Below are 12,831 nucleotides of genomic sequence, written 5' to 3'. Positions count from 1 at the left end.
CGACCGCGGCGAAGGAGAGTGGCTCGGCTGCGGACACGTGCACCTCGATCGGTCGGAGAGCGGTGGGAGAACGACGGGAAACGGCTGGAGAGCTTCGGCGGACGGCGTCCGGACGGCCGGAGAGCGTCGCAGGAAGGTCCGGACGGTCGAGAGCGACGGCCGCGGCCGTCAGCGGAGGAAGGCGGCCGGGACCCCCCCGTCCACCGGGATGTGCAGGCCGGTGGTGTGCGAGAGTTCGCCGCCGGTGAGCGCGAGGACCGCGTTCGCGACATGCTCGGGAAGCACCTCGCGGCGCAGGAGCGTGCGCTGTGCGTAGAAATCGCCGAGCTCGGACTCCTCGACGCCGTACACCGCGGCCCGTTGGGCGCCCCAGCCGCCCGCGAAGATGCCCGACCCGCGCACCACTCCGTCCGGGTTCACTCCGTTGACCCTGATGCCGTGCTCCCCCAGCTCGGCCGCGAGCAACCGCACTTGATGTGCCTGATCGGCCTTGGTGGCGCCGTACGCGATGTTGTCGGGTCCGGCGACGACGCCGTTCTTCGACGCGATGTAGACGATGTCCCCGCCGAGACCCTGGGCGGTCATCGTGCGGGCCGCTTCGCGGGAGACCAGGAAGGAACCCCGGGCCATGATGTCGTGCTGGAGGTCCCAGTCGTCGGCCGTGGTCTGCAGCAGCGGCTTGGAGATGGAGATCCCGGCGTTGTTGACCACAAGGTCGACGCCGCCGAAAGCGAGGTGAGCCGCGGCGAACGCATCCGCGATCTGCTCCTCGCTCGTCACATCGGCCGTCACGGCGATCGCCCGGTCGGGCCCGCCGAGTTCCTCGGCCACGGCGGTGGCACTGTCCCCCGCGCGGTCGGCGACGACCACGCACGCGCCTTCGGCGGCCAGCCGGCGGGCGACGGCCCGGCCGATGCCGGAACCGGCGCCCGTGACGAGGGCGACTCTGGCGGCGAGCGCCCGGGGCCGGGGCAGCCGGCGGAGTTTGGCCTCCTCCAGCTCCCAGTACTCGATGCGGAACTTCTCGGACTCGTCGATCGGCGTGTACGTGGAGACGGACTCCGCGCCGCGCATCACGTACACGGCGTTGAGGTAGAACTCCCCGGCGACGCGCGCGGTCTGCTTGTCCTTGCCGAAGGAGAACATGCCAACGCCCGGGACCAGGACGATCGCCGGATCGGCGCCCCTCATCGGCGGGGTGTTCTCGTCGGCGTACCGCTCGTAGTACGCCCGGTACGCGGCCCGGTACTCCTGGTGCAGTTCCGTCAGCCGGGCCACCGTCTCGTCGTGGCCGGCTGTCGACGGCAGATCGAGGAGCAGCGGGCGTACCTTCGTGCGCAGGAAGTGGTCGGGGCACGAGGTGCCGAGCGCCGTGAGACGTGGATGCTCGGCACGGGAGAGAAAGTCCAGCACTGAGTCGGCGTCGGTGAAGTGGCCGACCTGGGGCGCGTCCTGGGAGGCGAGGCCCCGGATCACCGGCGCGAGCGCGGCGGCGCGCGCTCGCCGCCGGTCGCGCGGCAGCGGCTCGTATCCCTTCATGACCGGGCCGAACGGCTCGGTCCTGCCCCGCTCGGCAAGGAATGCCTCGGCGGTGCGGATGATGTGCAGGGAGTTGTGCTCGCACTCGTCGGAGGTTGCGCCCCACGCCGTGATGCCATGGCCGCCCAGCACGCAGCCGATCGCGTCGGGGTGGGCTCTTTTCACGGCCGCGATGTCCAGGCCCAGTTGGAAGCCGGGCCGGCGCCACGGCACCCAGACCACTTGGTCGCCGAAGCATGCCTTGGTAACTGCCTCGCCGTCGGCCGCGCAGGCCAGGGCGATACCGGAGTCCGGATGGAGGTGGTCGACGTGCGCGGCATCCACCAGTCCGTGCATCGCGGTGTCGATGGACGGTGCGGCTCCACCCTTGCCGTGCAGGCAGAAGTCGAAGGCGGCGACCATCTCGTCCTCGCGTGCGGAGCCCGGGTAGACGTCCCGCAGCGCACGCAGCCGGTCGAGCCGGAGTACGGACAGGCCGTCGTGGGTGAGTGTGCCGAGGTCTCCGCCGGAGCCCTTGACCCACATCAGCTCGACGTCGGCGCCGGTGACCGGGTCGGTGGCTGTGCCCTTGGCGGAGGTGTTGCCGCCGGCGTAGTTGGTGTTGCGGGGGTCGGCTCCGAGCCGGCGGGAGCGTTCCAGCAGCGCCTCGGTCACCTGATGCTGCGTCATGCGGTTCACGCTCCCCATCCGGCCTGGGTGCCGCCCACGCGCTCGTCGATGATCTTCTGGGCCCAGCCCGATCGGTGGTACGCGCCGACCGGGTCCGGATCGATACCGAGCTCTTCGCGCAGGTCGGCGAGCAGTGGCCGGACATCGGTGTTGTAGGCGTCCATCAGCGCGGCGTTGGCGGCGAGTACGTCGCCGGCACGCTGTGCTGCATCCAGTGCCTCGCGGTCGACGAGCAGCGCCTTGGCCGTGGCCTCCTGGACGTTCATCACGGAGCGGATGACCGCAGGGATCTTCGCCTCGATGTTGTGGCATTGATCGAGCATGAAGGCGATGTCCGGGGTGAGTCCTCCGCCTCTGATCACCTCGTGCATGATCCGGAAGAGCTGGAAGGGGTCCGCGGCGCCGGCCATGAGGTCGTCGTCGGCGTAGAAGCGGGAGTTGAAGTCGAAGCCGCCCAGCTTTCCCTCGCGCAGCAGGACGGCGACGATGAACTCGATATTGGTGCCGGGGGCGTGGTGCCCGGTGTCGACCACGACCCGGGCCTTCTCTCCCAGCTTGAGGCAGTGTGCGTAGGCGGTGCCCCAGTCCGGCACGTCGGTGGTGTAGAAGGCGGGCTCGAACAGCTTGTACTCCAGCAGCAGCCGCCGGTTGTCGCCGAGCCGCGCGTACACGGCCGCCAGCGCCTCGGCGAGCCGGTCCTGCCGGGACCGGATGTCGTCCTGGCCGGGGTAGTTGGTGCCGTCCGCGAACCACAGCTTCAGATCGCGCGAGTCGGTGGCCTCCATGATGTCGGCGCACTCCAGCAGGTGGTCCAGTGCCTTGCGCCGGACGGCGGCGTCGGGATGGCACACACTGCCCAGCATGTAATCGTCGTCCTGGAACACATTGGCGTTGATCGCGCCGATCCGCAGGCCCTGCTCCTTGGCGTACTGCGCGAGCGCCGGGTAGTCGTCCACCCGGTCCCAGGGGATGTGGAGCGCGACCGTGGGCGCGACGCCGGTATGGCGATGGACCTGGGCGGCGTCGTCGAGTTTCTCCCGCGGGGTGCGGGGGACGCCCCGCTGGGCGAACACCTTGAACCGGGTGCCCGAGTTGGCGTACGCCCAGGATGCCGTCTCGACGGTCTGGTCCTTGAGTCGGGCCTTGACGGTCTGGAGGTCGGTTCGGTTCGGCACGGTCAGCCCTCCCGTACGACAAGCCCGGCTATGAATCGTTTCATCAAGGGAAAGCTAGAGAGCCCATCGGACAGCGTCAAGAGGTCAAGCAGGTTGATTCTTCGGGCACTTGCTCTCTCGGCCAGGCAGCGGAACAAGGCTATGCAGCCCCATTGACTGCGCACGGTCGACCCCTCTAGCTTCCGGTGGAAAGTTCGTTGAAACCTTTCATGGCATCAGGGGATGCCGGCCGCTCATGGTGAGGAGTCCCCATGTACCAGCCCGATACGGGCTCCACCCCCGTACTGGCGCTGAAGGACGTCTCCAAGTCCTTCGGCGCCGTGCGGACCTTGCAGAACGTCTCGCTGAGCGTGCTTCCCCACGAAGTCCACGCCCTCGCCGGGGAGAACGGGGCCGGCAAGTCGACCCTCATCAAGATCCTCGCCGGGGTGCACAGGCCCGACTCCGGCACGGTGCTGCTCGACGGCGCGCCGGTCGCCTTCCAGGGACCGGCCGACGCCCGGGAGGCGGGCATCGCGGTCATCTACCAGGAGCCCACGCTCTTCCCCGAACTCTCCGTCGCCGAGAACATCTTCATGGGCCGGCAGCCGCTGGGCGCGCTGCGCCGCATCGACCGCCGCGCCGTCCACGAGCAGACCGCCGCGCTGATGAGCCGGCTCGGCGTCGCCCTCGGACCCGGGCGACCCGCGCGCGGCCTGTCGATCGCCGACCAGCAGATCGTCGAGGTCGCCAAGGCCCTGTCCTTCGACGCCCGAGTCCTGATCATGGACGAGCCGACCGCCGCACTCACCACGAGCGAAACCGCGCGCCTCTTCGCCGTGGTGGAAGCACTGCGCAGGGAAGGCACCGCCGTCCTGTTCGTCTCCCACCGGCTCGAGGAGATCTTCCAGCTCTGCCAACGGGTCACCACACTGCGCGACGGCCGGCGCATCGCCTCCGAGCCGCTGGACGGCCTGACCGAGACCGATCTCGTACGGCGCATGGTCGGCCGCGACCTCGGCGAGCTGCACACTCGTCAGCGCGGCGCTGCGGGCCCCGTCGGTGAGACGGCGCTGTCCGTGCGCCGTCTCACCCGCGAAGGCACCTTCCGTGACGTCTCCTTCGACGTGCACAGGGGAGAGATCGTGGCGCTCGCCGGTCTGGTGGGCGCCGGCCGCAGCGAGGTGGTCCAGGCGGTCTTCGGCGTCGACCGGGCCGATGCCGGAGAGGTACAGGTCGCGGGGCGGAAGCTGCCCGCCGGATCGCCCACGGCCGCGATGGACGCCGGGCTCGCGCTCGTCCCCGAGGACCGCCGGCAGCGCGGTCTGGTGATGACGATGTCCATTGAGCGCAACGTCGCCCTGACCGGCCTCGACAGGCTGAGCAGGGGCGGTCTGGTGCGCCGGACGCTGGAGAGAGGGCGCGCCGCCGACTGGGCGGTGCGCCTCCGGCTGAAGTACAACAAGCTGTCCGACCCAGTCGGTGTGCTCTCCGGCGGCAACCAGCAGAAGGTCGTGCTCGCCAAGTGGCTGGCCACCGACCCGGCCGTCCTGATCGTCGACGAGCCCACGCGCGGCATCGACGTCGGCACCAAGGCCGAGGTGCACCGGCTGCTCTGCTCGCTCGCCGCCGACGGCCTCGCCGTGCTCATGGTCTCTTCCGATCTGCCCGAGGTCCTCGGTATCGCGGACCGCGTCCTCGTCATGCGCGAAGGCCGGCTCGTCGGTGAACTCCCCGGCCACGAGGCCACCGAGGAAACGGTCATGGCCGCCGCGACCGGCGTGCGCACCGACCCGACGCCCGTGCCCGGTGCCGACGAGAAGAGCCCCGCATGACGACCGCACTCGACAAACCGCCCAGCGCACCCGTGCGGCCCGTCCGCAGGACCCGCTCCCTCGCCGAGACGGCTCTCGAGGCCCGGGAGCTGAGCATCGGCGCGGCTCTGCTGATGCTGATCGCCGCGACCTGGCTCGCCAACCCCGCCTTCCTCGACGACCAGGGCGTCAAGGACCTGCTGCTCAACTCCTCGATCCTGGTGCTGCTCGCCGTCGGCCAGTCCGTCGTGGTCATCACCCGCAACATCGACCTCTCCGTCGGTTCCGTCGTGGGACTCAGCGCGTTCGCCTGCGGCCGCTTCGTCTCCGGCACCGACCACAGCGCACTCACCGTGCTGCTGCTGGGCACCGCGCTGGGAGTGGTGTGCGGGCTGGTGAGCGGCGCTCTGGTCAGCTTCGGACGCGTCCCGGCCCTCGTCGTCACTCTCGGCATGCTGTACGTCATCCAGGGGCTCGGCCACGCCTGGGCGGAAGGCGAGCAGATCAACGCCGCCGACATCCCGGGCGGTGTTCTCTCCCTCGGCAGCGGATCGGTCCTCGGCGTCCCCTACCTCCCGCTGATCTCCGCCGCCGTCCTCGCGGGCACCGCGTACCACCTCCGTACCTACCGCAGCGGCCGGGAGCTGTACGCCATCGGATCCAGCCCGGAGGCCGCCCGGCTCGCCGGCGTCCCGATACGCCGCCGCATCCTGGCCGCGTACGCCTTCTCCGGCGCGGTGGCCGGTTTCGCGGGCGCGCTCTGGCTCGCCCGTTTCGGCACCGTCGTCGCGGGCGCGGCCAACGGCTGGGAACTGACCGTCGTCAGCGCCGTCGTGGTCGGCGGCGTCGCCATCACCGGCGGCACCGGCACCGTCTGGGGCACGGCGCTCGGCGCCCTGCTGCTCACCACCATCGGGAGCGCCCTGGTCGTGCTGAAGGTGAACTCCTTCTGGCAGCAGGCGATCACGGGGGTACTGCTGCTCCTGGCCATCACCACCGACCGCATCGTGCAGGTGCGTACCACTCGCGCCCTGAGGAAGAGGAACCGGTGATGAGCAGGTTTGCCACGTACCTTCGCTGGGACACCGCCGTGGGTGTCCTGCTCGTCGCCGTCTTCCTCGCAGGCGCCGGTTCCACCGACGGCTTCGCCGGCACCGCGAACCTCGCCGGCGCACTGAACGACGCCGCCGAAGTCGCGCTGATCGCACTGCCGATGACACTGCTGGTCGTCGCGGGCCAGGTAGATCTGTCGGTCGCCTCGATGCTCGGCCTGTCCAGCGCGCTGGCCGGGTCGCTGTGGGACGCGGGCTGGGCCTTCGAACTGATCGTGCCCGTCTGCCTGTTGGCGGGGACGCTCGGCGGACTGCTCAACGGCTGGCTGGTCACCCGGATCGGGCTGCCCTCGCTCGCCGTGACCATCGGAACCCTCACCCTCTACCGGGGCCTCGCCTCCGTCACCCTCGGCGACAAGGCCGTGGCGGACTTCCCGGAGACGTACGCGCAGTGGGCCAGGTACACCGAGACGGTGCCGGGCACCTTCGTCCCCTATCCCGTCGCGCTGTTCGCCGTGCTGGCCGTCATCACGGCCGTCGTCCTCCACTGCACCGGTCTCGGGCGCTCGTTGTTCGCGATCGGCGCGCAGGAGGAGGCCGCGCACTTCGCCGGTGTCCGCGTCAAGCGGATCAAGCTGGCGCTGTTCGTGGTCTCGGGTCTGGTCGCCTCGTTCGCGGGCATCGTGTACACGCTCCGCTACGGAAGTTCCCGCGCTGACAACGGTGTCGGACTCGAACTCGTGGTCATCGCCTCGGTCCTGCTCGGCGGCGCCGACTTCGACGGCGGCAGGGGCACTCTCGGCGGCACGGTCGCCGGCGTGCTGCTGATCGGCCTGCTGGGCAACCTCCTCACCCTCAACGACGTGTCCGGCGAGATCCAGGTGATCGTCACCGGTCTGCTGCTCGTCGCGTCCGTACTCACCCCGAGAGTCATCGACTCGATCGGCGAACGCCGCGGCCGGCGCGCCGCCCGCGTCCCCGCGAAGTGACCCCCGACCCGCATCCCCGTACTCCTGAAAGGCACCCGTCATGCACCTCCCTGACCTCGCCGCACTCAGGCGCAGCCGCACCGTCGCGGCAACGGCTGCCGTCTGCGCCCTCGCCATGGCCGTAGCCGGCTGCTCGGGCACCACCAAGGAGTCCGCGAAGGACGGCACCGACCAGAACAATGCCGGTGCGAAGGCCGACCCCGACGCCTCGATCAAGAAGGGGCTGAAGATCGCCTTCCTGCCTAAACAGATCAACAACCCCTACTTCACGATCCTGGACGACTCCGGGATCGCCGCGGCCAAGGAGCTGGGCGCCACCGCCAAGGAGGTCGGCTCGTCCGACGCCAAGGCGTCCTCACAGGTCTCGTACATCAACACCCTCGTCCAGCAGCGCCAGGACGCCATCCTGATCGCCGCCAACGACCCGAACGCCGTCTGCGGTCCGCTGAAGACCGCCAGGCAGCAGCAGATCAAGATCGTCACCTACGACTCGGACACCGGCAAGGACTGCCGCGATCTGTTCGTCAACCAGGCGAGTTCGGAACAGATCGGCCGCAGCCAGGTCCAAAGCATCGCCGAGCAGCTCGGCCACAAGGGCGAGATAGCGGTGCTCTCCGCGACGCAGAACGCGACCAACCAGAACACCTGGATCGGGTTCATGAAGGACGAGTTGAAGAAGCCCGAGTACCGGAACATGAAGCTGGTCACCGTCGCCTACGGCGACGACAACGACCAGAAGTCCTTCCAGGAGACTCAGGGCCTGCTCAAGGCCTACCCGAACCTCAAGGGCATCATCTCGCCGACCAGCGTGGGCATCGCCGCCGCGGCCCGCTACATCAGCGGTTCCTCGTACAAGGGCAAGGTCGTGCTGAACGGGCTCGGAACCCCCAATCAGATGCGGGCCTACGTGAAGAACGGCACCGTCGAGCAGTTCGCGCTCTGGGACCCGAAGAAGCTCGGCCGGCTCGGCGCGCACGCGGCAGCGGCACTCGCCTCCGGCCGGATCACCGGTGCGCAGGGCGAGAAGTTCATTGCCGGCGACCTCGGCGAATACACGATCGGCAAGGACGGGGAAGTCGTCCTCGGTCCGCCGACGGTCTTCGACCGGAACAACATCGACGACTTCGACTTCTGATGGCCGCAGGCATGGCCACGGGTAGGGTTCCGACCACAGTGGAGCGGGTGGAGGTCACGGCCTGATGGGGCAGTCGGTGGGTATCAAGGACGTCGCCCGCGAGGCCGGAGTGTCGGTGGGCACCGTCTCGAACGTGATCAACCGTCCCGAGTCGGTCGCCGAGGCGACCCGGATCAGGGTCCTGTCCACGATCGACCGGCTCGGCTACATCCGCAGCGAGTCCGCACGGCAGCTGCGGGCGGGCCACAGCCGGATCATCGCGGTCCTCGTGCTCGACATGACGAACCCCTTCTTCGTGGATGTCGCTTCCGGTGCCGAGCGGGTGGCCCGGGAGTCCGGGCTCGGCGTCATGCTCTGCAACAGCGCGCAGAGCAGTGACGAAGAGGCCGAGTATCTGGGGCTGTTCAGCGAGCAGCGGGTGCGCGGGGTGCTGGTGACCCCGGCGGATTCGACCGGCCGCAATCTGCAGGCGTTCCGGCGTCAGGGGATTCCGTTCGTCTTCGTGGACCGGGTGGTGCCCAGCGCCGAGGCCTGTTCGGTGTCGGTCGACGACGTCGCCGGAGGCGCACTCGCCGGACGCCATCTGCTGGAGCAGGGGCATGACCGGATCGTGTACGTGAGCGGTCCGCTGCGGCTCGCCCAGTGCCACGACCGGCGCACGGGAGTCCTCGACTCGCTGCGGGAGGCGGGGCTGCCGGAGGACCGGCTGCAGGTGCTGGAGGAGAAGCGACTCGACGTGGCGGCCGGCCGGGACGCCGGTGCCCGGCTGCTCGGTCTGTCCCCCCGCCCCACCGCGGTGTTCTGCGCGAACGACCTGCTGGCACTCGGCGTCCTGCAGACACTGTTCGCCGCGGGTGTGAGCGTCCCCGACGACATCGCCCTCGTCGGCTACGACGACATCGAGTTCGCCTCCGCGGCCGCCGTGCCACTCACCTCCGTACGCCAGCCGGCCGCCCGCATGGGACGCCTCGCGGCCGAGCTCCTGATCGAGGAGACCGGAGAGTCCGCCGTGGACCACCGCCATCAGCGGATAGTCCTCCAACCCGAACTGATCGTCAGAAGTTCCTCTCTCGCGAAGCCCGCGCGCCGGGTCCGCTGACCCGGAACCGATCACGTCACCTCACCTCTTTCACGCTCCACCCCACACAGAGAGCGATGAGCCATGAGCCGAAGCTGGAACCGTCGTGCCTTCGTTCGCGCCGCCGCGGCAACAGCGGCGGGGGCGACGGCAGCGTACGCAACCGCCGGAAGCGCTGCTGCAGACACCCCCCGCCCTCCCGGGCGGGGAGCCGGCCGGCTCCGCGTCGAGCGGACCACTGTCGAATACGCGGAGAATCTCCTGGGCACCGATGTCACCGCACCCCGTCTGAGCTGGGAACTGTCTGCCGACGGTCAGGGGGCGCGGCAGCGCGCGTACCAGGTGCGTGTGGCCACCGACCCCGATGACCTGAGCCGTCGTCCGCTCTGGGACTCGGGCCGTGTCGACTCCGGCCGTACGGTGGGCATCCCCTACGAGGGCCCCGCGCTGCGCGACCGTACCCGCTGCCACTGGCAGGTCCGCGTCTGGGACGAGCAGGACCGCGCCTCCGCCTGGAGCGCCGTGCGCTGGTGGGAGACCGCGCTGCCCGCAGGTGGCTGGCAGGCCCGCTGGATCGGCGCGGACGCGCCGCCGGCGCCGCCCGGCTTCGACGGCACGTTATGGATCTGGTCGCCCGGCCCGCCCGTCCAGAGCACGCCGCTCGGACCTCGCTGGTTCCGGGCCGCACTCGAACTGCCCGCCGGTGCCACCGTCACCCGGGCCCGGGTGACGGTCACCGCCGACGACGACTTCACGCTGTACCTGGGCGGACAGCAGGTGGTTCACCAGCCGGTGAGCACGGACAGCTGGCGCATCGGACACACGGCCGATGTCACCGAGCAGGTCCGCACGGCGGGCAGCCGCATCGTGCTGGCCGCGGTGGCCACCAACCGGGGCAGCGAGGTCAACCCTGCCGGGCTGCTGCTCCGGCTCGACGTGGAGACGAGCGCAGGCCGCCACCAGCTCGTCACCGGCGAGGGATGGCGGGCCTCCACGACCGAACAGGACGGCTGGCAGCGGCCGGAGCACGACGACAGCGCGTGGCCCGTGGCCGCCGTTGTCGCACCGTACGGCGAGGGGCCCTGGGGCCGGGGCGTCAGTACCGGCACACCGGAACTGCCCGCGCCGCTGCTGCGCCGGGAGTTCACCGTGGGCAAGCCGGTCACCCGCGCCCGCCTCTACATCAGCGGACTGGCCTACTACGACGCGGAGATCAACGGCCGACGGATCGGCCGGCAGGTCCTCGACCCCGGCTTCACCGACTACGACGAGACGGTCCTGTACGCCGTCCACGACGTCACCGACCGGATCGAGCAGGGAACCAACGCGATCGGCATCACCCTCGGCCGCGGCTTCTTCGGCATGACCACCCCGAACGTGTGGAACTGGCACACCCCGCCCTGGCACGGCGAGCCCCGGCTCCTCGCCCAGCTGGAGATCCACCACCCCGACGGCACACGGACCACCGTTGCGAGCGGCCCCGACTGGCGCCTCACCGAAGGCCCGACACTCATCAACTCCCTCTACGCGGGCGAGACCTACGACGCACGGCAGGCGCCGCACGGCTGGACCCGGTCGGGCTTCGACGACAGCCGCTGGCGGGCGGCAGCCGTGCAGAGCGCGCCGAAGGGAACCGTGCGGGCCCAGCCGCACGACCCCATAGAGATCATCGAGACCGTCCGCCCCACCGCCGTCCGCGAACTGAGCGCGGGTGTGTACGTCGTGGACATGGGACGCACCCTGGCGGGCTGGACCCGGCTCACCGTCACCGCCGGCGCCGGTACCACCATCCGTCTGGTGCACGGCGAAAAGCTCAAGGCCGACGGCAGCGTGCAGGCCGAGACGGGCCATGTGCCGGGGCGCTTCCAGACGGACGAGTACGTGTGCGCGGGAGGCGGCAACGAGGTCTGGGAGCCCAGGTTCTCGTACAAGGGCTTCCGCTACGTCCAGGTCAGCGGGCTGCCGGGGCGTCCCGCACCCGAGCACGTACTCGGCCGGGTGGTGCACACCCGGGTCGGCGAGGTGAGCGAGTTCCGCTGCTCCGAGCCGTTCTACGAACGGCTCGACCGGGCGATGAGGCGCACCGTGCTCAACAACCTGCACGGCATCCCGACCGACACCCCGAAGTTCGAGAAGAACGGGTGGACCGGCGATGCCCAACTCGGCGCGCCTGTCATGGCGTACACCTTCGGAATCCACCGCTTCCTGTCCAAGTGGCTCGGTGACCTGGCGGACAGCCAACTCACCGACGGGCATCTCCCGGTCATCGTGCCCAGCGGCGGCTGGGGTTACAACGACCTGGGCCCGTCGCCGGAGTGGACGACCGTGTATCCCTTCGTGATCCGGGAGATGTACCGCGTGTACGGCGACGACCGTCTCGCCCGGGACCACTGGCCGACGCTCACCCGCTATCTCGACTGGGAGATCTCCCGGCTGCGGGACGGTCTCGCGGTCACCGCGCTGGGTGACTGGGTGCCGCCCGGCTACCCCGGCGGCATCCCTCCAGAGGACACCCGGCTGACCGCCACCGCCTATCTGTACCGGGCGCTCGTGCACACCGCGGAGATGGGCGACATCCTCGGTGAGAACGGGACCGCGGACCGCTACCGCGAGCAGGCCGGGAAGCTGAAGGAGGCCTTCAACGCGGCCTTCCTCGATCCGGCATCCGGTCACTACCGCACCGCCAAGGACCCCGGCTACCGGCAGACCAGCAACGCGATCCCCCTGGCGTTCGGCCTCGCGCCCGCGTCCGCCCGCGCGCGTGTCGCCCAGAGCCTCGTCGACGACGTGACCGCCCGCGGCAACCACCTCAACACCGGTGCGCTGGGCACCAGCGTGCTGCTCCCGGCCCTGTCCGCCGAGGGGTACCCGGACGTCGCCCACGCCATCGCCACCCAGCGGACCTATCCGAGCTGGGGCTACTGGTTCGACCACGGCGCCGACACCATGTGGGAGATGTGGGAACTCGACTCACGCTCGCGCGACCACTACTTCCTGGGCACGGTCACGCAGTGGCTCTACGAGAACGTGGCTGGTCTGCGCCCCGGTGACGCGGGCTACCGCACTTTCACCGTGCGCCCCGACGCCCGTACGGGAGTCGACTGGGCGCGCACATCGATCCGTACGGTCCGGGGCCGTGCGTCCGTCGACTGGGCGCGCTCCGGGGGCCGTCTGCGTCTTGTGGTCGAGGTCCCGGTGGGCACCGAGGCCGAGGTCCATGTCCCGGCGGCCCGTCGGGCGGACACGACCGCGGCGCGCGGGGCGGCCTATGTGCGGGCCGAGCGAGGTCATGTCGTCTACCGCGTGCCGCACGGCAGGTGGGAGTTCACCGGGACGCCGTGACCAGTGGTTGAGGGAGCACCGCGACGCCCCGGCCCGCCGGGTCCGGAGACGTTGCCCTC

General features: G+C 70.2%; 8 protein-coding genes. 6 read left to right on the top strand and 2 right to left on the bottom strand.

The genetic code is table 11. From position 1 onward, the window contains the following. Nucleotides 1-168: 168 nt before the first annotated feature. Entirely contained in the window at nt 169-2,208 is a 2,040-nt protein-coding gene (locus tag AC067Z_RS17125) for a bifunctional aldolase/short-chain dehydrogenase (protein WP_478790329.1), read from the bottom strand. A 5-nt stretch (nt 2,209-2,213) separates the two neighbouring features. Then, entirely contained in the window at nt 2,214-3,383 is a 1,170-nt protein-coding gene (rhaI, locus tag AC067Z_RS17120; RefSeq protein ID WP_478790328.1) for an L-rhamnose isomerase, read from the bottom strand. A 251-nt stretch (nt 3,384-3,634) separates the two neighbouring features. On the opposite strand from rhaI, the gene AC067Z_RS17115 reads away from it, so the two are divergent. From AC067Z_RS17115 to AC067Z_RS17090, 6 genes are all read left to right on the top strand, one after another. Continuing rightward, complete coding sequence (locus AC067Z_RS17115) at nt 3,635-5,197, top strand: sugar ABC transporter ATP-binding protein (protein ID WP_478790327.1); 1,563 nt, start codon at nt 3,635-3,637, stop codon at nt 5,195-5,197. Further along, nucleotides 5,194-6,228: an ABC transporter permease gene (locus tag AC067Z_RS17110; RefSeq protein ID WP_478790326.1), complete on the top strand. Its 1,035-nt coding sequence runs from the start codon at nt 5,194-5,196 to the stop codon at nt 6,226-6,228. Before AC067Z_RS17115 ends, AC067Z_RS17110 begins: the two co-directional genes overlap by 4 nt. Next, entirely contained in the window at nt 6,228-7,217 is a 990-nt protein-coding gene (locus AC067Z_RS17105; protein WP_478790325.1) for an ABC transporter permease, read from the top strand. The genes AC067Z_RS17110 and AC067Z_RS17105 overlap by 1 nt, the downstream gene beginning before the upstream one ends. Nucleotides 7,218-7,257: 40 nt before the next feature. Further along, entirely contained in the window at nt 7,258-8,352 is a 1,095-nt protein-coding gene (gene rhaS / locus AC067Z_RS17100) for a rhamnose ABC transporter substrate-binding protein (protein WP_478790324.1), read from the top strand. 64 nt (nt 8,353-8,416) lie between these two features. Next, complete coding sequence (locus tag AC067Z_RS17095) at nt 8,417-9,451, top strand: LacI family DNA-binding transcriptional regulator (protein ID WP_478790323.1); 1,035 nt, start codon at nt 8,417-8,419, stop codon at nt 9,449-9,451. A gap of 63 nt (nt 9,452-9,514) precedes the next feature. Beyond that, the gene (locus AC067Z_RS17090; protein WP_478790322.1) at nt 9,515-12,772 is read left to right on the top strand and encodes a family 78 glycoside hydrolase catalytic domain; all 3,258 of its coding nucleotides are present in this window, start codon (nt 9,515-9,517) and stop codon (nt 12,770-12,772) included. The last annotated feature ends 59 nt before the right edge of the window (nt 12,773-12,831 follow it).

The organism is Streptomyces sp. NPDC043812 (genome assembly GCF_056436245.1).
The sequence above is the reverse complement of the archived record's forward strand: the minus strand, read 5'-3'. Positions and strand labels throughout refer to the sequence as shown.

Coding starts and splice junctions, on each gene's coding strand:
- AC067Z_RS17125 (WP_478790329.1), bottom strand. CDS start 2,208: ATGACGCAGCATCAGGTGACCGAGGCGCTGCTGGAACGCTCCCGCCGG.
- AC067Z_RS17115 (WP_478790327.1), top strand. CDS start 3,635: ATGTACCAGCCCGATACGGGCTCCACCCCCGTACTGGCGCTGAAGGAC.
- AC067Z_RS17110 (WP_478790326.1), top strand. CDS start 5,194: ATGACGACCGCACTCGACAAACCGCCCAGCGCACCCGTGCGGCCCGTC.
- AC067Z_RS17105 (WP_478790325.1), top strand. CDS start 6,228: ATGAGCAGGTTTGCCACGTACCTTCGCTGGGACACCGCCGTGGGTGTC.
- rhaS (WP_478790324.1), top strand. CDS start 7,258: ATGCACCTCCCTGACCTCGCCGCACTCAGGCGCAGCCGCACCGTCGCG.
- AC067Z_RS17095 (WP_478790323.1), top strand. CDS start 8,417: ATGGGGCAGTCGGTGGGTATCAAGGACGTCGCCCGCGAGGCCGGAGTG.
- AC067Z_RS17090 (WP_478790322.1), top strand. CDS start 9,515: ATGAGCCGAAGCTGGAACCGTCGTGCCTTCGTTCGCGCCGCCGCGGCA.